The sequence below is a fragment of the Acinetobacter sp. BEC1-S18-ESBL-01 genome, assembly GCF_014169935.1.
GTDB lineage: Bacteria > Pseudomonadota > Gammaproteobacteria > Pseudomonadales > Moraxellaceae > Acinetobacter > Acinetobacter pittii.
The window spans coordinates 1,662,076-1,684,933 of sequence record NZ_AP022302.1 but is presented as its reverse complement, the minus strand read 5'-3'; the positions used below and the strand labels follow the sequence as shown (position 1 = coordinate 1,684,933).

General features: G+C 38.2%; 23 protein-coding genes. 12 read left to right on the top strand and 11 right to left on the bottom strand.

What is annotated here, in order from left to right; genetic code table 11:
• Nucleotides 1-6: 6 nt before the first annotated feature.
• The 3 genes from clpS to argC all read right to left on the bottom strand — a co-directional run bounded on the left by clpS (nucleotide 7) and on the right by argC (nucleotide 2,319).
• On the bottom strand, nucleotides 7-420 hold the full coding sequence (gene clpS, locus H7R46_RS07875; RefSeq protein WP_002121129.1) for an ATP-dependent Clp protease adapter ClpS: 414 nt from the start codon (nucleotides 418-420) through the stop codon (nucleotides 7-9).
• 9 nt (nucleotides 421-429) lie between these two features.
• The gene (locus tag H7R46_RS07870; RefSeq protein ID WP_014206946.1) at nucleotides 430-1,188 is read right to left on the bottom strand and encodes a DUF6776 family protein; all 759 of its coding nucleotides are present in this window, start codon (nucleotides 1,186-1,188) and stop codon (nucleotides 430-432) included.
• 75 nt (nucleotides 1,189-1,263) lie between these two features.
• Nucleotides 1,264-2,319, bottom strand: a complete 1,056-nt coding sequence (argC, locus tag H7R46_RS07865; RefSeq protein WP_016805956.1) for an N-acetyl-gamma-glutamyl-phosphate reductase — start codon at nucleotides 2,317-2,319, stop codon at nucleotides 1,264-1,266.
• 184 nt (nucleotides 2,320-2,503) lie between these two features.
• Here argC and H7R46_RS07860 point away from each other — a divergent pair, with 184 nt between their 5' ends.
• Nucleotides 2,504-4,024 (top strand): hypothetical protein, encoded by a 1,521-nt coding sequence (locus H7R46_RS07860; protein WP_005069020.1) that lies wholly within the window; start codon nucleotides 2,504-2,506, stop codon nucleotides 4,022-4,024.
• Here H7R46_RS07860 and H7R46_RS07855 read toward each other — a convergent pair.
• Nucleotides 4,021-4,701 carry a SprT family zinc-dependent metalloprotease gene (locus tag H7R46_RS07855; RefSeq protein ID WP_005069017.1) on the bottom strand — a complete coding sequence of 227 codons (681 nt, stop codon included), beginning with the start codon at nucleotides 4,699-4,701 and terminating at the stop codon, nucleotides 4,021-4,023. The genes H7R46_RS07860 and H7R46_RS07855 overlap by 4 nt on opposite strands.
• A complete protein-coding gene (rpiA, locus tag H7R46_RS07850) occupies nucleotides 4,701-5,372 on the bottom strand; it encodes a ribose-5-phosphate isomerase RpiA (protein ID WP_002046900.1) in 672 nt (223 codons plus the stop codon). The genes H7R46_RS07855 and rpiA overlap by 1 nt, the downstream gene beginning before the upstream one ends.
• Before the next feature lie 101 nt (nucleotides 5,373-5,473).
• Between rpiA and ilvA the strand changes: the two genes are divergently transcribed.
• The 3 genes from ilvA to H7R46_RS07835 all read left to right on the top strand — a co-directional run bounded on the left by ilvA (nucleotide 5,474) and on the right by H7R46_RS07835 (nucleotide 9,171).
• Nucleotides 5,474-7,021 carry a threonine ammonia-lyase, biosynthetic gene (gene ilvA, locus H7R46_RS07845; protein ID WP_014206951.1) on the top strand — a complete coding sequence of 516 codons (1,548 nt, stop codon included), beginning with the start codon at nucleotides 5,474-5,476 and terminating at the stop codon, nucleotides 7,019-7,021.
• Nucleotides 7,022-7,164: 143 nt separating this feature from the next.
• Nucleotides 7,165-7,815: a potassium channel family protein gene (locus tag H7R46_RS07840; protein WP_005069007.1), complete on the top strand. Its 651-nt coding sequence runs from the start codon at nucleotides 7,165-7,167 to the stop codon at nucleotides 7,813-7,815.
• A gap of 18 nt (nucleotides 7,816-7,833) precedes the next feature.
• Nucleotides 7,834-9,171, top strand: coding sequence for a TrkH family potassium uptake protein (locus tag H7R46_RS07835; RefSeq protein ID WP_005069004.1), 1,338 nt, complete (start codon nucleotides 7,834-7,836; stop codon nucleotides 9,169-9,171).
• A 40-nt stretch (nucleotides 9,172-9,211) separates the two neighbouring features.
• Here the strand turns inward: H7R46_RS07835 and H7R46_RS07830 are convergent, their stop codons facing one another.
• The gene (locus H7R46_RS07830) at nucleotides 9,212-10,363 is read right to left on the bottom strand and encodes a phospholipase A (protein WP_005069001.1); all 1,152 of its coding nucleotides are present in this window, start codon (nucleotides 10,361-10,363) and stop codon (nucleotides 9,212-9,214) included.
• A gap of 21 nt (nucleotides 10,364-10,384) precedes the next feature.
• Complete coding sequence (locus tag H7R46_RS07825; protein WP_005068999.1) at nucleotides 10,385-13,324, bottom strand: insulinase family protein; 2,940 nt, start codon at nucleotides 13,322-13,324, stop codon at nucleotides 10,385-10,387.
• A 381-nt stretch (nucleotides 13,325-13,705) separates the two neighbouring features.
• On the opposite strand from H7R46_RS07825, the gene H7R46_RS07820 reads away from it, so the two are divergent.
• From H7R46_RS07820 to H7R46_RS07785, 8 genes are all read left to right on the top strand, one after another.
• Nucleotides 13,706-14,710 (top strand): adenosine kinase, encoded by a 1,005-nt coding sequence (locus H7R46_RS07820; protein WP_005068997.1) that lies wholly within the window; start codon nucleotides 13,706-13,708, stop codon nucleotides 14,708-14,710.
• 16 nt (nucleotides 14,711-14,726) lie between these two features.
• Nucleotides 14,727-15,035 carry a Rieske (2Fe-2S) protein gene (locus H7R46_RS07815; RefSeq protein WP_005068994.1) on the top strand — a complete coding sequence of 103 codons (309 nt, stop codon included), beginning with the start codon at nucleotides 14,727-14,729 and terminating at the stop codon, nucleotides 15,033-15,035.
• 25 nt (nucleotides 15,036-15,060) lie between these two features.
• A complete protein-coding gene (locus tag H7R46_RS07810; RefSeq protein ID WP_002121106.1) occupies nucleotides 15,061-15,669 on the top strand; it encodes an OB-fold-containig protein in 609 nt (202 codons plus the stop codon).
• Between the two features lie 378 nt (nucleotides 15,670-16,047).
• Nucleotides 16,048-16,242: a cytochrome oxidase putative small subunit CydP gene (gene cydP / locus H7R46_RS07805; protein WP_005068991.1), complete on the top strand. Its 195-nt coding sequence runs from the start codon at nucleotides 16,048-16,050 to the stop codon at nucleotides 16,240-16,242.
• Nucleotides 16,242-17,828, top strand: coding sequence for a cytochrome ubiquinol oxidase subunit I (locus H7R46_RS07800; RefSeq protein WP_005068987.1), 1,587 nt, complete (start codon nucleotides 16,242-16,244; stop codon nucleotides 17,826-17,828). Before cydP ends, H7R46_RS07800 begins: the two co-directional genes overlap by 1 nt.
• Complete coding sequence (gene cydB / locus H7R46_RS07795; protein ID WP_005068984.1) at nucleotides 17,825-18,970, top strand: cytochrome d ubiquinol oxidase subunit II; 1,146 nt, start codon at nucleotides 17,825-17,827, stop codon at nucleotides 18,968-18,970. Before H7R46_RS07800 ends, cydB begins: the two co-directional genes overlap by 4 nt.
• A gap of 10 nt (nucleotides 18,971-18,980) precedes the next feature.
• Nucleotides 18,981-19,082, top strand: a complete 102-nt coding sequence (gene cydX / locus H7R46_RS07790; RefSeq protein ID WP_002120988.1) for a cytochrome bd-I oxidase subunit CydX — start codon at nucleotides 18,981-18,983, stop codon at nucleotides 19,080-19,082.
• Nucleotides 19,083-19,382, top strand: a complete 300-nt coding sequence (locus H7R46_RS07785) for a cyd operon YbgE family protein (protein WP_004791954.1) — start codon at nucleotides 19,083-19,085, stop codon at nucleotides 19,380-19,382.
• A gap of 12 nt (nucleotides 19,383-19,394) precedes the next feature.
• Here H7R46_RS07785 and H7R46_RS07780 read toward each other — a convergent pair whose 3' ends face one another.
• The 4 genes from H7R46_RS07780 to ftsY all read right to left on the bottom strand — a co-directional run bounded on the left by H7R46_RS07780 (nucleotide 19,395) and on the right by ftsY (nucleotide 22,790).
• Complete coding sequence (locus H7R46_RS07780; protein ID WP_005068982.1) at nucleotides 19,395-19,919, bottom strand: GNAT family N-acetyltransferase; 525 nt, start codon at nucleotides 19,917-19,919, stop codon at nucleotides 19,395-19,397.
• A 78-nt stretch (nucleotides 19,920-19,997) separates the two neighbouring features.
• Entirely contained in the window at nucleotides 19,998-20,669 is a 672-nt protein-coding gene (locus tag H7R46_RS07775; protein WP_005068980.1) for a DUF2057 domain-containing protein, read from the bottom strand.
• Between the two features lie 222 nt (nucleotides 20,670-20,891).
• A complete protein-coding gene (locus H7R46_RS07770; RefSeq protein WP_002121011.1) occupies nucleotides 20,892-21,488 on the bottom strand; it encodes a nitroreductase family protein in 597 nt (198 codons plus the stop codon).
• 189 nt (nucleotides 21,489-21,677) lie between these two features.
• Nucleotides 21,678-22,790, bottom strand: a complete 1,113-nt coding sequence (gene ftsY / locus H7R46_RS07765) for a signal recognition particle-docking protein FtsY (RefSeq protein ID WP_005068978.1) — start codon at nucleotides 22,788-22,790, stop codon at nucleotides 21,678-21,680.
• Between the last annotated feature and the right edge of the window lie 68 nt (nucleotides 22,791-22,858).

The following is a 22,858-nucleotide window of genomic DNA, read 5'->3' as shown; positions in this document are numbered from 1 at the left end:
ACCCCCTTATGCTTTAGGCTCAATCTGGCAAAGTAATGGATGACCTTGCGATCGAGCGTAATTATTAACAAGGTTTGCCTTAGTTTCCGCGATGTCTCTTGGATAGACTCCGGCAATACCTTTACCTTCATAGTGTACTGTTAGCATTACTTGAGTTGCTTGGTCAAGATTCATTGCAAAGTATTGTTGTAAAATTTCAATTACAAAGTCCATTGGAGTGTAATCGTCATTCATTAATACGACTGCATATAATGGGGGACGCTTGAGTTCAGGAGGGGCTGTTTGTACAACAACCTCTCCGTCATGATCTTCGTTTTGCGAATCACTTAAGCGTGGGTGGAAGTGCCAATCGACATAGCCAGACTGCTGAAAAGAAGCCTTGATATCTTTTAAGTTTGTTTGACGCTTATTTGTTCGCATAGGATGTTACTATTGTGAATTTGCTTCAGCTTGAGGAATTTCTGCCACAAAAGCAGAAGATGTTTCGACAGGTTTACCACGCTGCCAACTAAAACGTTTAATAATCGGTGTATCAGAACCACCAGTTAAACGTACCTCAATAAATTGAGGCGTGAAACCTTTAGGCATTGTCCAGCGACCTGTTAAACGTTCAAAGTCAGTAAAGTTGAAGTTCTTCGCTTCAAGCGGTACGACTAAAACTTCAGTATCTTTGATCAATCTGATTTCAACCGATCCTAAAGCACGACGCTTACTTGGACTTACTTGAACTAAATCTAGTTGATATTCATAAGCATTTTCAGGCAAAGGCTTAATTGCCAGATTTTGGATTGTTAAGCTCAAACCACCACGTTGTCTCAAAATCTCACGGTAGATATTACTCATACCTTCTTGCTGAGTCTTATCGGCGTTCGCTTGATTAAGCGCTTCAAATAGATCATTTGCATTCGTCACAGCCACATCACGCTCTTGCACCGCTGCATTAAGGCTTTTGTTAACTGCATCTAAGGCTGTTTTTTGCTTTTGCACCACTTCAACCAATTGCTCCGCATCTGCATCGTAACCAACAACAGTTAAACCTTGACGGTGCCCAATTGTATAGCCGAGCGCAAAACAACCACTCATTAAAATAGCAGCACCAATAAACAAAGGCTTATTGGTGTTTAAAAATTTTTTCTTTTGCAACGAACTTTCTGCTGAAGTCGTCTGTCCAGAGTTTTGCATCGTCATCTCAGTGTTCAAGATCAGAGTCAAGACACACATTTAAATCGAAATTTAAATGTGTGTGAAGCAAAAAAGAGTTTTTTATGGTAATAAACCAATCCCTTGTAAGCCTTCATCTTCATTAAAGCCAAACATAAGGTTCATATTTTGTACAGCCTGACCAGATGCACCTTTTACAAGGTTATCTTGAGCCGCCAAAATAATCAGTTTATTTGGTTGTGGTTTATATAATGCAATACGAAGTTCATTCGCACCGCGTACACTACGTGTTTCAGGTGAACTATTTGCAGGCATAACATCTACGAATTTTTCATTAGCATAGAAGTTTTCATACAAAGCTTGTAAGTCTGTCTGCTTACCAGCTTCTGTCAAATCTACATAAATTGTACTCAGCATACCGCGAATCATAGGTACTAGATGAGGAACAAATAAGAGTCCATCAAACCCGCCCTTTTGTCCTGCAATATTTTCTAAGGCTTCTACAATTTCTGGATGGTGACGATGACCTGCAACACCATATGCTTTAAAGTTATCAGCGTTTTCACTATAAATCATGCCCAAGCTTGCTTTACGGCCAGCACCCGAAACACCAGACTTCGCATCAATAATAATATTTTTGGTTTCAATGAGTGCTTGTGCTGATTTTAATAGTGGCGCTAAACCTAATTGAACAGTCGTCGGATAGCAACCAGGGTTACCAATAACTTGAGCTTGTTTAATTTTTTCGCGGTTTAACTCAGTTAGACCATATACAGAATCTTTTAGTACATCTGGGCAAGCATGCTCCATACCATACCATTTTTCAAATTGTTCAAGATCTTGTAAGCGAAAGTCTGCTGCTAAATCAATAACTTTAGTTCCAGCTGCAATTAAATCTTTGGCATGTTGCATGGCAACACCATGTGGCGTTGCAAAAAATACAACATCACACTCTTTTAATGCATCAATGTTTAAATCTGAAAATTGAAGATCAGTATGTCCACGTAAATTAGGGAACATATCTGCAACTGGTTTGCCCGCTTCTGTACGTGAAGTAAGAACTCGAACCTGCGCTTTAGGATGTCGTAATAAAATACGTAATAGTTCAACGCCTGTATAACCCGTTCCACCAACAATTCCGACAGAAATCACGTGCATTACCTCAATTTTTGAATCTATACTTGAGCAGTAGTATGACAGGATGTCCAAGCTTACAAAACCATTTCATGCTTGGTAATTTTAATTTTTTTAATTTTAGCGACAATCAGATAGCACTTACTGGACTGTCATAACCACATAAATATCAGCAAATAAATACCAGATTAATTTTTGGAGAGCTAGGATGCTTCAACAATCAAAAGAAACAAAATTACGCACGTACCTTGGCTTGAGCACATTCATTTTAAGTGTAGCCCTTACTGGTTGCGGAGGTGGAGGTAGTAGTGGAGGCAGTTCACCCACTACACCAACGCCAGTTGACCCTACACCTGAAGCAACAACTGATGTTACTTTAAAAACCCCTGTAGAAATGCGTAATATCCAGCTTAAAGTATATGACAACACCAACAACGCTGTTCTAGTGGATACTTCTATTGCGAGTTTAAATAGCTTTAATGTCAAAATTCCTACTGCAAAATTGAATCGTTTATATCGCGTAGAAATTACAACTCAAAGCTCATCTCAAGTGTTTGACCCCATTACTCCACAATACCAAAATTTGTCAGGTATTTATCATGCATTTATTACACCAAACAGTGTAAGTGGCAGAATCCAATTCATTAGCCCAAGCAGTGAAGCAGTTTATCAACGAGCTGTCATACGTTCAGGACAACTCCCTCAAGAAACGGTTGACCCAACCCGTATTGAGCAATTACATGTGGATTTAGCTTCTCAAGATGTCTACAAATCGTTAATGAATGCGTTTAAAGATGGTGACATTCCAAGTTTAAGTCCAGCTAATTCCCTTCTGAATTTAACTTTATTGCGATACTCAATTACTAAACCTAGTACATATGTAGATAGTTATCTTAGCTTTGGTTACTTACAATATTGGTCAACAATTCATGGCGGAGCAAACACCTACCAAGAACTTGTTAAAAGTTTAGCAACTGATTTAAAAGATGGTTTTTTGGATGGGAAAAAACTTCATGGGGATCAAACATCCTTCACTCCTATTTTCACACCTGCTCCAGATAATATTGATCCACTAAAAAATACGCTTTTAGATATTGCAGCTAATCAAAAAGTAACGCGCGATTACTTTGGAACCATCCTAAAAGCATCTACTTTGCAATTGGCTCAGGCTAATTCACAACAGTCTTTAGATCAGACGGGTTATGAACTTCTACAAAAAAAACAATATACAGGAATTGTTCCTACTGTAAATTCAACAACATTCATTCGCATTGACGGTGCTGGAGATTACCGTAGAGCTGTTGGGTTTACCACCACAGCGACGTGTAATGGATCAACCTACCCATGCAAACAAGGCTTAACCAGCATCAACCTATCAGATCCAAACCTACCAGCTACAGACTATTTAGTGGGCCACTATGAAGACACCTCAACTGGATGTCAGCTTAATTTTCGCGCGAACGGTCAAATCGACTTAAGTAAAGGTTCACAAATTTATCGTGCTGCTTTAAGTGCTGATAGTACCGATAATTTATTGCAAACAGATGCTGCTAGTTCAAGTTATTTACTCAATTCAAGTTCAGCCGAACCAAATAACACGACGCAACAATACAACTTTATCCAATTATCTATTAAAGCAAATAAAATTATTAGTGCTAAAGCAGGTTTAGATAGCCGAAAAGCACCCGATAGCTTACAAACACCTCAACTAGAATGTACCTTTAGTTAAGCTGAAACATACCACCATGCAGGCAATGGATTTGATTTAAGTTGTCTGCGGTGTTTTTGAAAATATGGATCGTATTTTTCAACTTCTGCCCAAAATGCAGGACTATGGTCAAAATGTTTAGTATGCGCCAACTCATGAATAGCCACATAGCGAGCAATTTCATGTGACATAAGCACCAGTCCTGCATGTAGCATAATATTATGCTGACTACTACAACTTCCCCATCGAGTTTTCGGGCGACGAATTGTACACTCCCTATAAGCCAAATGAGTGTGCTCACTTAATTCTTTCAAAAGCTCTGGTAATTCTTGTTTCGCATAAGCAATAACTGCGTTTTGCAATGCCAAATATGGCTGTGTGTCTTTAATAAATAAAGAATTGTTTTCCCAGTCGAATTGAAAAACACGATGCTGCTTTTGAACAATGACTTGAAATGGCTGTTCTTTATTAAAGAAATAAATTTCCGAAGGAATTTCAATGGATGCCGATTGGACGTTTTGTTGCTTATTCCATGTCTCGGTTAACCATTGTTCAGATTGTGCTAAAAAATGCTGAATTTGTTTTTTACTACAAAATAAAGGAACCGTAAGACGGATTGAAGCAGGCTCAACACGTAAGCGCAATTTTCGTGCTCTTACGTGTCGAACGATTTTAATCTCTGGCATTTTTGCAGACATTACTGTGCTGTACGCTCTTCAATACCATTATTCGTTGCAACAATTGCAATCGTTGCCGGATTTAAGGCGAAGATACCGTTAGTTACCACACCAGGAATATTGTTAATTGTTTTTTCCAGCTCAATAGCATTTAAAATATTAAGATTGAAAACATCCAAAATAACATTACCGTTATCTGTAACTACACCTTCACGATAAACCGGATCACCACCCAAACTTACCAATTTACGAGCTACAGCTGAACGTGCCATTGGAATAACTTCTACTGGTAATGGGAAATCACGTCCAAGTTGATCAACCCATTTTGAATCATCAACAATACATACAAATTTCTTAGCGATTGATGCAACGATTTTCTCACGTGTTAATGCAGCACCACCACCTTTAATCATATGCATATGGCGATCAATCTCATCTGCACCATCAACATAGGCATCTAGGCTACCTACATGGTTCATATCAACCACTTCAATACCAAGTTTTTTAAGGCGATCAGCAGTTGCTTGAGAACTTGCCACAGCCGCTTCTAATTGTAATTCAGGTAATAAATCAATTAGAAAGTTTACGGTACTTCCAGTCCCAACACCCAAAATGCCACCTTTGGGTAAGTGTTTTAAAGCAGCTTTCGCAGCAGCTTGTTTCTTTTCATCTTGGGTTGCATATAGGCTCATTACATCACTCAACTATTTTTTGACATTTATGCGCCAATAAACGGCGCAAATGCACAAGGGTTTGCTACAATAATTTCCTATTTTAAACTGTTATAGGGAAGATGAACATGCTGTCTCGTGTGGTACGACAAATTTTACAAGCAACGGTTTATGATGTTGCAATTGAAACACCTCTCGAAGCAGCTCCACGAATTAGTCAAAAATTAAACAATACAATTCGTTTTAAGCGTGAAGATTTACAACCCGTTTTTTCTTTTAAATTACGCGGTGCCTATAACCGTATTAGTCAATTACCAAAAGAACAACTTGAACGCGGAGTAATTTGCGCCTCTGCTGGTAACCATGCTCAAGGCGTAGCTTTGTCAGGACAAAGACTAGGAATTCCCGCTATTATTGTTATGCCAAGCACAACACCCGACATTAAAGTTCAGGCTGTTAAACGCTTAGGTGGTCAAGTCGTATTACATGGCGATAGCTTTGATATCGCAAATAAATATGCTCAACAACGTGCTGAAGTTGAAGGTCTTGTATTTATTCCACCTTATGACGATGAACTTGTCATTGCAGGTCAAGGCACAATTGCCAATGAAATTTTACGTCAATGGCGTGATGTAGAGTACGTGTTTGTTGCCGTAGGTGGTGGTGGCCTTATTTCAGGCGTAGCAGCTTACCTTGGAGAAGTTGCACCGCATGTAAAAGTTATTGGCGTTGAATATGAAGAGTCTGCTTGTTTAAAGGCAGCTTTAGAAGCAAATGAACGTGTAATTTTGCCACATGTAGGCCTATTTGCAGATGGTACAGCTGTTGCCCAAATTGGTGCTTTACCATTTGATATTATTCGTTTGCGCAAATCTGATAACTCAGGACCGATTGTTGATCCTGATATTGTGACTGTGAATACAGATGAAATCTGTGCAGCAATTAAAGACACATTTGATGAAAACCGCAGCATTGTTGAACCTTCTGGAGCAATGGCATTAGCGGGTATCAAAAAATATATTCACGAACATAAAATCAGTAATAAAAATATGGTGTCGATTGTTTGCGGCGCCAATATGAATTTTGACCGCTTGCGTTATATTGCTGAACGCACCGAGTTAGGTGAGCAACGTGAAGCGATTTATGCAGTTACCTTATCTGAAGAAAAAGGCGCATTCTTAGGCTTCTGCCGTGCTTTACAAGGTCGCAATATTACTGAGTTTAACTACCGAGCAAACAATACAGAGGAAGCACAAGTATTCGTCGGTATTAGTTTAAAAGGTGGAGATGCAGAGCGCCATGAAATTTTGGAACAATTAAAACAGCAAGATTATATTGTAGATGACCTTTCTGACGATGAAGTTGCCAAATTACATATTCGTTATTTAATTGGTGGTCATGCAAATCTAGATGATGAAAGATTGTTCCGTGTTGAGTTCCCTGAACGTCCAGGCGCCCTTTTAACCTTCTTAACTCGTTTAGGTCCCACCCACAACATTACCCTCTTCCATTACCGTAACCACGGCGCTGCTGAAGGTCGTGTACTAGTTGGCTTACAAGCAACCGATGCGAAACAAAACCCTGACGGATTGATTGAAACGCTTGAGCAGATTAATTATCCGTATGCAGAAATTACTGATAACGTCGGCTATAAACGCTTCTTAAAATAATCTTTAATTTTGAGGAGAAGCCGACAAAGTTGTCGGCTTTTTTATACAATCTTTTTATATTTCTACCATCTTTACATTGCTTCTCTTTATCTTAAAGAAAATATCCTTAAAAATAATGATCTAACTCGGAAAAAAGGACCAACATGGCACAGTTTGCAGTCATTGGCTTAGGTAGTTTTGGAGCCACAGTTGCTCAAGAACTCACAAAATTAAATCATGATGTTATTGGCATCGATACGGTAAAAAAGAATGTCGAAAATCTTGCCGACGTTTTAACTCATGCCGTCATTGCTGACGCTACCGATGAACATGTGCTTGACGAATTGAATATCCAAAATTGTGATGCTGTTGTAGTCGCAATTGGTGAAGATATTGAAGCCAGTATTTTGTGTGTGTTGAACTTAAAAAATTTAGGAATTGATAAAATTTGGGTAAAAGCAAAAACCAAAGCTCATCACACCATTTTGTCACACCTTAATATCAATAAGATTATTCATCCTGAAGAAGATATGGGCGTAAGAGTTGCTCAAGCTCTGAACTACCCTATGGTAAGTCGCTACATGTCTTTAGAAGATGATCATTACATTATCAAAATTGAAATCCCAGATAAGCTTAATGGCATCAATTTATATGGCATTATGCAGCAAGCGCCTCAAGTCAAAACATTGCTCGTGAAAAGACAGCAGCAAATTTTGTTTGAGACTGAAGAAAATTTCACTTTGCAAACACATGATATTCTTATTTTAGAAGGTCATTTATCACAGTTAAAGAAACTTTCTAATTGCTTCTTATAAGAAAACGAACTCTAGAATATGTCTATATATCCCAAGCCTCATAAAACGTTAAATTTAAGCCCTCCTTCACTTTTAGCGCTAGGGTTTTTAGGCTTTATTACTTTTGGCACTTTATTGCTTAAATTGCCATTTGCGAATACAGGCAATGTCAGTTGGATGGATGCGCTTTTTACAGCCACCTCAGCAGTTACCATTACCGGTCTATCCGTTTTAAATATTCATGAGTCTTTTACCCTCTTTGGGCAAACTATTATTTTATTGCTGATCCAGTCTGGCGGTTTGGGATTTATGACTTTTGCGATATTGGCAGCATTAAGTTTGTCACCAAAAGTTGGTCTTAAACAGCAAATGATGGCTCAAGATAGTCTCGGACAAACAAGCCTATCAAAAGTTACTTTTGTTGCTAAAGGAGTTGTCACCTATACCCTTATTTTTGAGCTGATTGGTACAGTTATTCTCACGACTGCTTTTACACCAACATATGGGTTTGCACGCGGTTTATATTATGCAGCTTTTTACAGTATTTCCTCATTTAATAATGCTGGTTTTTCATTATTTTCCAACAGCTTAATGAACTTTCAGAGTAACTATATTATTTGTATAACCATTAGCATCCTTTACACCTTAGGTGGTCTTGGTTTTTTAGTACTCATGGATATTAAACAAAACAAAAAATGGAAAAAACTAACACCCAATAGCAAGCTTATTCTTACCACTATTGCAATTATCAACCTCGTTGCGTTTATTTTAATATGGGCTTTAGAAGCTCAAAATCCCGCGACTTTAGGGATATTAAACTCAGGTGAACAAGCATTAAATGCTTGGTTTCAGGCAACAGTTCCACGGTCCTCAGGGTTTAATACCATTGATACAGGTGCAATGACCAACAGTAGCTCACTACTGATGATGTTACTGATGTTTATTGGTGGTGGTTCACTGAGTACAGCGGGTGGAATCAAAGTTGGTACCTTTGTCATTTTAGTGCTTAGTGTAATTTCATTTTTACGCCGTACAGATGAAATTAGAATATTTAATCACTCTGTATCTCATGAAACAACCTATAAAGCATTAGCAGTGACTGCTATTACGAGCATACTGATTTTCATTGGCTTCTTTATTCTTTTACTTTTAGAGCCTAAAGCAGATTTTATGAATTTGCTTTTTGAGGTTGTTTCTGCTGCATGTACAGTGGGTCTCTCTCGTGGAATCACACCAGATTTACATAATGGTAGTTTATTCATTTTAAGCCTACTCATGTTTGCTGGAAGGCTTGGACCATTAACACTCGCCTATTTAATTGCCACTCCTAAAAAGAGTCGACTTAAACACCCTCAAGCCAACATTCAAATTGGATAATAAAAAAAGCCGCTTTAAAAGCGGCTTTTCTTATAGCGTCTTAGTACCAATTCAAGAGCGATACACCCAAACCAGCATAAGTTGCTCGATGGTTATAATCAATCAAGCTTTCACCATAACCGTTAAACAACTGGAAATGTCCGCGTAACTTGCCACTGATTGGAAAAGCCCAATCAAATTGCACAGCACCATGAGAGTCATCACCACCTTTCAATGAATGACGCAGCATTAAAGAGAAATCATTCTGTTTCCACTTATAAAACGCTGTTAAATCACCACGACCAATGTAATCTTCCATATCCGGATTATTATCATCTTTACTATCTTCTTCAAGACGAATCCATGGACGAAGCATTAAAGCAAAATTACCACGCTCCAATCCAACATTAAAGATGACACGGTTCCAGCTACGAGATAATGGATCTGAACGACCATTTGACTGATGGTTTAACGTAACTCCAAGCAAACGCCCATCTAAACCAAGCAACTCGTAGTTCGTTCTAAACATTAAACTTGCTTCTGGCTCATAGTTCGTTTCACGGAATGGGCGAGATTCTTCAGCATTGAACGTCTGCCAGCGTGAAGATTGTGTATACCCTACCCACAAATCGCCATTATTTCCAAAAATATTTTCCCAAGCTTTGGTTTTCAAAGAAATCTGAAATTTACTTTCTGTTGATTTCAGATCCTGAGCATCCGTTACAGTATTATTTGGATTTGGACTACTCGGGAATTCATTCTTGTCACTGGTCCAAAATACAGGTAGTAAATAGACTGGCTGATAAGCACGAATATTCCAAACACCTAGCTTACTTTTTTCAGATAATTCCCAACGTTGATCTAGCAAAGAAGTAGTAGGTTCAAGTGTAGGTGCTTTACCAATCACTTTAATATTACTAACCGTGTCTACCACCTTCTCTTTAAATGTTTCTGGTTGAACAGCAGGCTGATCAATTTTTTTTACAGGCTCAGGTACTACCGCAGCTTGTACAACAGGTAGAGCTGCTGGCTTAAATACAGAGTCATAACAAGCCAGACGATCGGCATTCGAAGCAAGAGCAACACATGCATCAACTGTGGCAGGGTTTGCTGGAGCTAAGGTATCAGCATATGTTACAGACGCACATAAACAGCTAAGCACGATTCCCATGCTTAGCTGTAAAGATGTGCGTTCAAATTGTTTGAACGCCATGTTCAATCTCCAATTTTTATTTTAATTAACTTGTTGAATGGTAAAACCTAATTGCTGCAATTCATCACGTTTAGCAAATGGCGCAACTACAGCTTTTACAGGAGTTTGCTCTACTAAATATTGACGAGCAACACGTTTTAAATCATCCAATGTTACATGCAACAATCTTTCGCGCAAAGTACGGCGGAAAGCTGGAGTTCTCGCATGCAACAATGCATAACATGCTGTAATCGCTTCACCTGCTGGAGAGCCTGGTTTATCCATGCTTGCCACTAAACCAAGAATTGCTTCTTCAAGCTGATGAGGTTGTTGCTCTGTATTTAATAACCATTGCACGCTTGCTTCAAAGTCTTTAAACGTCTCCGCTAAACGTGGGTCACGGTAGCTAAAGAAACGGAATGAACAAGCATTTCCATCATAACTAGCACCGCCGCCATAAGCACCACCTTTTTCACGGATAGCACTGTGCAAGAATCCGTTACGTAAATAAGCTGCCAATACCATTAATGGAGCCGCATCTGGATGTGATACTTCTACGGCTTGATATGCAGACGCACAGAATTGAACGTTTGCCTGAATTAACCATGCTTCATGATTATTATCATTAGCTTGTTCTACTTGAGTTAACTCAGTTGTAGCTGTATCAACATTCAACTTATCCCAAACATTCTGGATTTCTTCAACCAAACGTTCAGATTGATGTTCTTCACACACTAGTAAGAACTGTTTAGGTGCTTGCAACAACTTACTATGAATACGTTTTAATTCTGCAATCAACTCATCGTAAGCGGCATCATCTTGGGTAATTTTAGTAACAAGCTCACCCAACCAATTCAATGCACCTAAACCCGTGTTTTGATAGTCACGTTGAGCCAAGGCACTCATGTTACGAGAAGCAATCTGCATCGCATAGCTGTGACCTGAACCAGATAAACGAGATTGCCAACGTGTTTTACGTTGTTGCAGTAACTCGATAATTCGTTCTTTCTCATCAAATCGGAGCTGTTCAAATGCTAGTTTTAATAAATGAATTGCATCAAATTTCTGAGTCAACGATTTAGTCGTTAAAGTTAACCAAGCACTAATTTTATCTTTATCATCAACTTTACTACGTAAAGAAGCGCCCATTCCTAAACCACCACTTACAGCGGTTTGCAAGTTTTGTAGTTCAAGATAGCCATATTCGCCTGCACCCACTTCACCCATCAAAATAGAAAGCAAATTGAAGTAAGGTGACTTCACAATATCTTCAGGGATCTGGATAAGTACTTGTTGATAGTAAATGCCGTTAGTACCCGCATGGTACAAGTTCAACGGCGTATCCATACGATTACAAATAATTTCGCGTAACTGACCTTGCACAATATGCAAGTCAGCAGGTACATCTTCCAAACCTACTTTTGGCAATAACTCAAGATTATCAGGAGTATCTTGACGTTCCTCTAGGGCCTTGGTCTTAGCAATGATTTCAGCTTTATCAGCCTCTGTTAATTTTTCACTAATAGCTGCCAAACGAGCTTTTTCCGCTTCCTGCTCTTTTACAGACTTGGTCGGGTCTGGAACTAAAGTCATCTGCACGCGATGAGGGTTGTCGAGCAAATGTGTTTGAATAAGATTTGATAACCACATTGGGTCTTTCAACTCTTCTTTAACCTGTGCAATTGCGCTGTCGACGTCCCATATTTGAATTGGGTCATTATGGTGAATCGCACCACTTAAACCATTTAAAATTAGACTTAAACCATACGGTGTACCATCACCATTAATTTCACGTTGATGTAACTCGATTTGATGCAAGATTGCATCGACTAAATTACTGTCAATTGGTTTTGCAGCAACCTCACGCAGAATATTTAAAACACCCTCTCTAAAGCTTTGTGCATGTTCCGGGTTTGAACCTTGAACACCACAGTAGAAAGTCATTTCAAAATTACTATCGTCTACGCCCATTAATGGACCTGTTGATTGAGCGTAGCCACAAGTTTCTAGGTAATGACGCAGTGGCGAAGCTGAATTTTCTAATAAAATTCCTTCAACCAAACGCATTCCCAAACGCAATTTCACATCATTTGCTTCTGGTAATAACCAAGATAAAACATGATAAGTTTTATCTTTTAAATCATCACTATCAACACCATAGTTTTCTGTTACTTCAATTGGTGCTGGTAAACGTTTTTCGGGCTTAGAGTATAAAGTTGTTCCTGCCGAAAACTTATGTAGAGCTAGTTTTTCAAATTGCTCTTGTAGTTCATATGCTGTCTGATTACCAAAGGTCATGAATACAGCATTACTTGGATGGTAATGTATTTTATAAAAATCGACTAACTGCTCATACGTTAAATCAGGAATATCTTTCGGGTCACCGCCTGAGTTGTAATGGTAAGTCGTTTCAGGAAATAAATGATGGGCCAACTGATGATAAAGTTGGTCAGACGGCGCACTCATCGCACCTTTCATTTCATTAAAAACAACACCTTTATAAACAGGTTGACCATTTTCCAGTTCAATACGAATACCTTCTTGAGCAAAATCAAGTGGATTCAAATTGGCAGCAAATGCCGCATCAAGATAAACAGAAAGTAAGTTTTGAAAATCTTTTTTGTTTTGAGTAGCGAATGGATATGCTGTCCAATCTGCTGCGGTAAATGCGTTCATAAAAGTATTTAAAGAACGACGAATCATTAAAAAGAATGGATCACGTACCGGAAACTTTTCAGAGCCACACAAAGCCGTATGTTCTAAAATATGTGCCGTGCCTTTAGAGTCCATAGGCTGTGTTCTAAAAGCAACAAGAAATACATTTTCATCATAATCAGTTGCCAAGTGATAATGCACCGCACCTGTGACTTTATGCTTATATTCAGACACTAAAATATCTAATGCTTCTACATGGTGCTGACGTAGCAACTGAAACGCAGGGTGAACAGTTTGAGAAATGGTTTCAGTGACATCTACAGTCATGTGATCTCCTAACATATCGGATAAGTGAATAAGTCTCATTATAGCCTGAGTCAGCTTGAGATTGGCGAACAAAAGCCAAGTAAAATACTATGTTTTTGTTGAGTATTAGTTTTCATTGGCATAGCTTTGATATCAAGCACATAGCCATGAATGTTTTATCCTACCAGAACAAAAGCTTTTAATTCTATGTATATGATAGACATTGAATAAAAAAGCTTATTAAGTTTATTTGGCTGACTTACCTCGAATCTAAAAAACATTAACACAACAATATTTTTCCACTATTTTTTGATTTAACTGAATTTTATTCAACAAACTACAGCAAATCCAAGCAATGGTGTAAACTTAGCAACCTGATTTTTTTATTTTGTGACAACACATATGGCAACTGTAGATCTTTTTGCAATTGGTAATGCATTAATCGACCAAGAATTTAAAGTGTCTGATGATTTTCTTAGTCAACAAGGTTTGCAAAAAGGCACCATGCAGTTGTCCGATGGCGACACTCAATCTGCTCTTTATGCAGAGTTAAAACAGCATCAAGATTACAAAGGTCAAGCAAGTGGTGGTTCTGCTGCGAATACCACTGTAGCCTTTAGTGCATTAGGTGGAAGTGCTTTTTATGGTTGCCGCGTTGGTAACGATGATTTGGGTTCAATTTATCTGCAAGGTTTAAATGAAGCTGGCATTAAGACTACTTCAAAATCAATCAGTGAAGGTGTGACAGGTACTTGTATGGTACTCATTAGCCCTGACTCTGAACGCACAATGCACACCTATTTAGGTATCACTGCTGAACTATCTCAAGATCAAATCGACTTTGAACCGTTAAAAACAGCAAAATGGCTTTATATTGAAGGCTACCTTTCTACAAGTGAAACAGCGCGCAAAGCTGTAAAACAAGCCAGAGAAATTGCAAAAGCAAATGGCGTTAAGATTGCTTTATCTCTTTCAGATCCTGCCATGGTGCAATACGCTCGCGAAGGCTTAGAAGAGCTCATGGATGATGGCGTAGATTTACTATTTTGTAATGAACAAGAAGCCTTAATGTATACAGATACGACAACTGTAGAAGACGCTCTTGCTCAATTACGTTTTAAAAATCATACAGTAGTCATTACACAAAGTGCTAAAGGTGCTTTAGTTTCTAACTCTACCCAACATTTCCATGTGGCAGGCCGTCATGTAGAAGCCGTTGATACTAATGGTGCGGGTGATGCATTTGCAGGTGCATTCCTATACGCCCTAAACCATCATCAAGATTTGAATGCTGCTGCACAGTTAGCTGTCTTAATTTCTAGTGAAGTTGTTTCTCAATTTGGTCCACGTTTAGCGATTAATGATTATGCTAAACTTCTTGAAAATTTTCAGAAGGAATGTGCTTGAAATGGAAAGGATCTGTATGACGGAAGAAGTTCCTGAGCGTGAAGCTAGAGCTTTTGACACTTTACAAGGAACAACTATTTTCGTTACACAACGTGATGGCGCATTCTATGCTTACCAAAACTTATGCCCTCACTTGCAAACAGAGCTTGAATATTTAGAAAATCAATTTCTTGATCAGGATCAAGAATATATTCAATGTTCTACCCATGGTGCTTTATTTACTGTGGAAACAGGCGAATGTATCTCAGGACCATGTTTAGGTGATTTTCTAAATAAAGTTGAGATTAAAGTACATTCAGATGGCGGTATCTACATCGTAGACTGAAGCGATCAACATTAGAGTTTCTGCCATGGCTGATTTCTTTTTCAATTATTATCTTATGCCATTTCACTTAAGTGTAGTGGCTTTGATATTACTCAGCGTGGTAGAAACCATTGGTATGTATATTGGACTTCGTCCAAGTCAATTACTCAAAAAAATTGCGCCTGTTTGGCTTTCTAATTCACCACTACTTAACGTTAAATTTTCTAAAGCTTTAATTTTCGTTTTTTTACTTATCAATTTTAGTTTTGCAGGCTATTTTTTACAGCTCTCTTTCTTTGCAATCCAGCATTATTTTATTTCACCATTTTATTTAATCGTCCCAGCTCTTGTCATCGCAATCTTTTTTACTGTGTTCATGATTCACTGCCTTGACCAAGTAATTAAACCAAAGCTTACTCATACAAACTATAATCTTTTAGGACGACTAGCGACAGTTTCTAGTGGTAATGCTAGACCTGGATTTTCTGCCCAAGCGCGAGTACGTGATGAATTCGGCCAGCTTCATTACGTGCAAGTTGAACCAGAATACGGCGAACTCGAATTATACTCTCAAGTTATCCTTGTAAGAGTGCATAAAAGCCATTATGTAGCCAAAAAAATTTCTGTATCAAACGATCTTTTCGCCCCCGATTAAATTCTCACTACTATTCTATTTACTTGCTGCTTTTTGCAGGCTTTATTACATCTATATTTTATTATTTTCTTTTTAATTAATTATTTATTATTCCAACTATTTTAGTTTGGAATATGATTAATAAATATAATATACAACCATTTTGGTTGGTATTAAACTAAAACAAACTATTTTAATCAACTTAATATTTTTATTTACAAGTGTTTTAGTAGGATTTAATAATCAATTCAAACCATTTTAGTATAGTATTTATTTTAAAATACTAAGTATTTGTTTTATAAAAGTTAATTATTTAAATATTCATTTAAAATATATTTAATGTTTATTTTTATTATATTTTGATTAATAATAAAATTAATATCAAATGAGGTTTAATTTATGAGCCTTAATTTTAAAAATCCTAATGGTCGTTTAGTTAAAGAAATCACTATTATTCTAATAATAAAAATAGTGCTCCTCTTAACGATCAAACATATTTGGTTTGATGCTCCCACCATCCCCAAAAATTTTGACAATCAGGTCGCCGAGCATATTGCTGGCGATAACATTTCCCACATTAAGGAGACACGTTGATGATTTCTGAAAGCGTGGTTGATCTTTCGCGGTTTCAATTTGCGATGACCGCAATGTATCACTTTCTTTTCGTCCCTTTAACTCTAGGTTTGGCATTTATCCTTGCCATCATGGAAACCACTTATGTCATTTCCGGTAAAGAAATTTACAAGGATATGACTAAATTTTGGGGAAAATTATTTGGTATTAACTTTGCTTTAGGGGTAACAACTGGTTTAACCATGGAGTTCCAATTTGGAACAAACTGGGCTTATTACTCACACTATGTAGGTGATATTTTTGGTGCTCCATTAGCAATTGAAGGCCTTATGGCATTCTTTCTTGAGTCTACATTTATTGGTTTATTCTTCTTCGGATGGGATCGTTTAAGTAAGGTTCAGCATCTAGGTGTAACATGGTTAGTCGCTCTCGGGTCTAACATGTCAGCGCTTTGGATTTTAGTGGCGAATGGTTGGATGCAAAACCCAGTAGGTGCTGCATTTAACTTTGAAACGATGCGTATGGAGTTAGTTGATTTCGGTGCGCTGATCTTTAACCCTGTAGCTCAGGTGAAATTCGTACATACCGTTTCTGCGGGTTATGTAACTGGTGCAATTTTTGTACTTGCCATTTCAAGCTATTACTTACTTAAAAAACGTGACCTTCCTTTCGCCCGTCGCTCATTTGCAATTGCTGCCATTTTCGGTCTTGCATCTACACTTTCAGTGATTCTGTTAGGTGATGAATCTGGTTATGAGCTCGGTGATGTTCAAAAAACCAAACTCGCAGCGATCGAAGCCGAATGGGATACTCACCCTGCTCCTGCTCCGTTTACTTTGTTTGGTGTACCAAACCATGAAGAGATGCGGACAGATTACGCAGTTAAAATTCCATATGCATTAGGTTTAATTGCAACTCGTTCAACAACCAAAGAAGTTACTGGTCTTAAAGATCTCATGCAACAGCATGAAGTTCGTATTCGCAACGGTATGCTTGCCTATGCCGAACTTGAAAAATTACGTGCAGGTGATCGCTCACCAGAGTTATTAGCCTCTTTTGAAAAAAATCAAAAAGATTTAGGTTATGGCCTACTTCTTAAGAAATATGCACCCAATGTAGTTGATGCAAGCGAGCAAAATATTAAAGCTGCAGTAAAAGATACTGTTCCAAATGTTACAGCGCTATTTTTCTCTTTCCGCGCAATGGTTGCCTCTGGTTTCCTAATGCTATTACTTTTCATTTTAGCGACTTGGGCTGTAGCAAAAAGAAATGCTGAAAACAAACCTTGGTTACTTAAATATGCATTGTTTGCACTGCCGCTTCCTTGGATTGCTGCACAAACTGGTTGGTATGTAGCTGAAGGCGGTCGTCAACCATGGTCTATTGGTGAAATTCTACCAACCCATCTCTCTACTTCTAGTTTAAGTACTGGTGACGTATGGGGTTCGATTATTGCACTAGCAGCGTTCTACACCGCTCTTTTGATTATTGAAATGTATTTAATGATCAAATTTGCTCGCTTAGGACCAAGCTCTCTACACACTGGCAAATATCATTTTGAAAAGCAAGAACCGAAAGCAGCTGTTAATGGGGAGGCCTTATCATGATTGAATATGAATTATTGAAAATCATTTGGTGGGTGTTAGTTGGTGTGCTACTCATTGGCTTTGCTCTTACCGATGGCTTTGACATGGGGTCCATGGCTCTCATGCCTTTCGTTGGAAAAACTGATAGCGAGCGCCGTGCTGCAATAAACACGATTGCCCCACACTGGGATGGTAATCAGGTCTGGTTTATTACGGCAGGGGGTGCACTATTTGCTGCGTGGCCAATGGTTTACTCAGTCGCTTTCTCAGGCATGTACTGGGCACTCTTGTTAGTTCTATTTGCACTTTTCTTAAGACCTGTAGGGTTCGATTATCGCTCTAAACTTGAAAACACCAAATGGCGTAACTCTTGGGACTGGGGTCTGTGCATCGGTGGTGCTGTTCCAGCGCTTGTATTTGGTGTGGCCTTCGGTAATTTGTTTTTAGGTATTCCTTTTAGTTTAGATAGCACTTTACGCTCTGAATATACAGGCAGCTTTTTTGCTCTTCTGAACCCATTTGCCCTAGTTTGTGGTGTTGTGAGTTTATCTATGCTTTGTGCACATGGTGGTGCATGGCTCATGTTGCGCACAGATGAAGCTTTAAAACAACGCTCTGCCAAAGCTACTCAAATTATGGCAATTATATTTTTAATTTGTTTCCTTGCGATTGGAGCGTGGCTCTATTTCGGGCAAGTTCCTGGTTATAGCTATGCTGTTGCTATAGACCCAAATACTGCGCTTAACCCTTTAGCTAAAGAAGTGGTTACCAATAGCAATCCTGGTTGGATGAACAATTACAGCACCTATCCAGTGACTAAAATTGCCCCTGTTCTTGCCATATTAGGCGCAATCATTGCAATTTTTGCTTCTTCAAAAGTAAAAGCAGGCTTAAGTTTTACTGGTACAAGTTTAATGATTGTAGGAGCAATTTTAACTGCTGGTTTTGCCCTATTCCCATTCCTACTTCCATCTAGTATCAATCCTAACTCTAGCTTGACAATGTGGGATGCTGTATCAAGTCACCTTACTTTAGGCGTTATGACGGTTGCTGCCTGCATTTTTGTTCCTCTTATTTTGATCTATACCACTTGGTCTTATTACAAAATGTGGGGAGTCATCACTAACAAACATATCGAGTCAAACTCGCATAGCTTGTATTAAGGAGAAAACTATGTGGTATTTCGCATGGATCCTAGGCATTTTGATGGCATGTTTTGCGGGTGTACTCAGCGCGCTTTATATCGAACATCATCAAGATTTAGATGAGGAATAAATGATGGCAAAAGCAATGACAGCATCAAATCATCGAAAAGCTCAAGCATTTGCAATGGCCCTTTCTTTTCTGTTGGCATTGCCGCTTGCTGCAATTTTGTTAGTTTACCCTTCACTCATGCTTGATGCTAACGGACACTACAATCATAGCCAACTTATGCTGGTGATGATTGGTATTTCTGGTGGTTTTATTTATGGAGTGGGTTTCGTACCCAACTTCTGGTTATGGAAATGGCTATTTAGCCCGTGGGTGGCTTGGCCTCTCATGCTTTTAGGTTATTACATCTGGTTTCTAACCTAAATTAAAAAGACCTCATCTGAGGTCTTTTTTTATTTCCACCAACTTAATAGATACTTTTGGCACCCCTACATTTGCTTCAACCGGATATGGCTGTTCATTACCCGTTTTCACATATCCACGTCTTTCATAATAAGCGATCAATTCAGAACGGACATCTAGCACATACATTACGGCGCTGGTCAAATGGGGATCTTCTTTCAATGCATATTGCTCTGCATATTCTAAAACAGATCGACCCACTCTCATATTTTGAACTTGAGGATCAGTACAAAATGTTCCAATCTCAACCTGATTATTTTCAAATGTAAGCCCAATACAAGCAATAAGCTTGGAAGCAGAAGTTTCCGCTATCAATAATGTTGAATTCCTAAGTTGTAGTTGTGCTTCTAATTGAAACTCTGTAATACGCTGTCCTTCTACCCAATCAAGTTCTGTTGTCCAACTTCTATCTTGTTGTTCTCGATAGGACTTATTAATTAAAACTACGAGTTGTGGAATATCAGGAAATTGAGCTGAACGGAAATTTAAATTATTCATAAAATATACTTAGGCTATTTATAAAAATTCTAAAAATAAAGCCGATATTAAATCGGCTTTATTTTAAATAGCAATAAATTAATTTGATTGTTCAGCTAACCACGCCATAAATTTTTGACGCTCAGCTTTAGAAGCTTTCTGCCAGGTTTCAACTAAACGTTGATCATTCGTTTGGGCTACACCTGTTACAGGCATAGATGTTGGAACTGGTACAGCCGCCTGAACAGAAGTAGGTTTAGCAGAGGCATAAACTGCCTCAGGCTGCGATTTAGATGATTTAGTCGTAAAGTCAGTGACTTTACCTAATAAGCCAGTTGCAAACCATGGTTTTGCCTCATTGTTTGCACCAGTTTGTTGTACGATCAATTCATTATTTGCGCTGTACAAAGCCACAGTTGGTTGCTCAGCATATTTCTTTGCTTGTTCAAATTGCTTTGGTGCATCTACCATTCTGAGCTTATAAGTTTGCCCATCTTTGAGTACTGGAGTTTGAATTGTGACTACTCCAGATTTAACAATGTCATGCTCCCCGCTTAAATGTTCAAAGTATTCTTGATAGCGCACACTTAAGCTTGTTTCACCAGCATCGACTTTATAATTATTTTTAGATGAACGAAATAACCCAGAGTTGACTTCCTGACCATTCACCGCAAGGATTACAATTTCCTCTGGTGCTGTAATTGTAACTGCTGAAAATACCGAACCGCTGAGTAATAAACCAATTGCAGCAACACCTAATCTTAAAGTCATCTGTCTCTTTCTCTGTGTTTGATAAGCTATTAAATCATGAGCAATATGCAATATGATTGTGACTATTTTATGACAAAGCAGTTATCGACTAATTTCTTGATTTATTATTTTGAAATATGCATTTGAATTTCATAAATTTTCGTTTTATGTATTCCTCCTATTCATTCTAAAAACATAAAAAAAAAGCACCTAAAATAGGTGCTTTTTTTAATTTCAATTAAATTAATTGAAAGTTTTGAAACGATCAGCATCATTAATAAATGCTTTTTCACCTGCTGGTGCTTCAACCGAACCAAATACTAATTGAGCACGTAATTTCCAAGTTGCAGGAACATCAAATGCTTCAGCTGCGTCTGCATCGACAATTGGGTTATAGTGCTGTAAAGATGCACCTAAACCAAGCTCTGAAAGTGCAGTCCAAGTTGCAAATTGAGCAATCGCACTTGAGTGTTCAGACCATACTGGGAAGTTGTCTGCATATAATTCGAATTGCTCTTGTAAGCTTTTAACAACAGCTTGGTCTTCATAAAATAAAACCGTACCAACACCAGCTACAAAGCTATCAATTTTTGCATTTGTACCAGCAAAAGCTTCTGCAGGAACAATTTTACGCAACGCTTCACGAACTAAATTCCAGAATTTAGCATGAGATTCACCGTATAGTGTCACTACACGTGAAGATTGTGAGTTAAAAGCTGAAGGACTATGTTTAACTGCTTCACGGATAGTTTCTTCAATTTTAGTGCGATCTAATGCAACGTTTTTACCAATTGCATAAATTGTACGACGGTTTTTAATTTTATCTAAGAAAGTAGACATTTTGTTATTTCCTACCTATTGATTTGACCAAGGGCCGTTGTTTGGGAATGAATACAGTGTATTAAAGTCATTTTTCATAATCAGCATTAAAAATATGACAGTTCGTTTTATTTTCGCAACAATAAAAAAAGATATACATATAAAAAAAGCTTCACGATTTAGTGAAGCTTTTTAAGGTTACCAACCAATTTACTTATCAGTTTCAAACAGTGCAGCAACAAAAGATTTAGCCGAGAATGGTCTTAAATCATCTATTTTTTCACCTACACCAATAAAACGGATTGGCACATGGGTGCGACTTGCAATATTAAAGAGTACACCGCCTTTCGCAGTTCCATCCAACTTGGTAATGGTAATACCCGTTAAACCTACAGCTTGATCAAACTCTTGTACTTGGTTAATCGCGTTTTGACCTGTTCCTGCATCTACCACCAACATAATTTCGTGCGGTGCAGTTGCATCAATTTTTTGCATAACACGTTTAACTTTTTTGAGTTCTTCCATCAAGTTACTCTTATTATGTAAACGACCTGCCGTATCCGCAATTAATACGTCAATTCCTTTAGCACGAGCACTTTCAAAGGCATCAAAAATAACAGAAGCACTATCAGCTCCATGACCTTGCGCTACTACAGAAATATCGTTACGTTCACCCCAGATCTGTAATTGCTCAGTTGCTGCGGCGCGGAATGTATCACCAGCAGCCAACATCACTTTTTTACCTTCACCTTGTAAACGTTTCGCCAACTTACCAATTGTTGTAGTTTTACCCACTCCATTTACCCCGACCATCAAAATCACATAAGGTGATTTATTAGGGTCAATATGTAATGGCTTAACACGTGGAGCCAACAAAGCAACTAACTCTTCTTGTAACGCTTTATATAAAGAGTGGGAATAGATCAAATCACCACGAGCTGTACGCTCTGTTAAATTGGTAATGATGGTTTTAGTTGCTTCAACACCAATGTCTGCAACCAATAATTGCTCTTCGACTTCTTCAAGTAACTCATCGTCAATTTCCTTTCCGCCAATCAAGATATTGACCATACCATCAGCGAAATTACGACGAGTTTTGGTTAAGCCTTCTTTCATCCGGCCAAAAAAACCAGTTTTTGGTTGTTCAGCCGCTGTTCCTGTAGAAGCCACTTCGTCTTTGGCTACTTCAATATTTTCTTGTGATTTAGCAGGAGATTCAACGATGGGAACATCGATAGCAGGTAAATTAGGTAATGTGACATCGTCATCACCGATCTCAGCATCTATCAAGAATTTATTTTGCATATTCGATTGTTGCTCCATGCGGATTCCTTGAAAAGCAGCGCGTTTAAAAAGATAAAGTTTAGCATAAATTCAAAATTTTGCCTGCC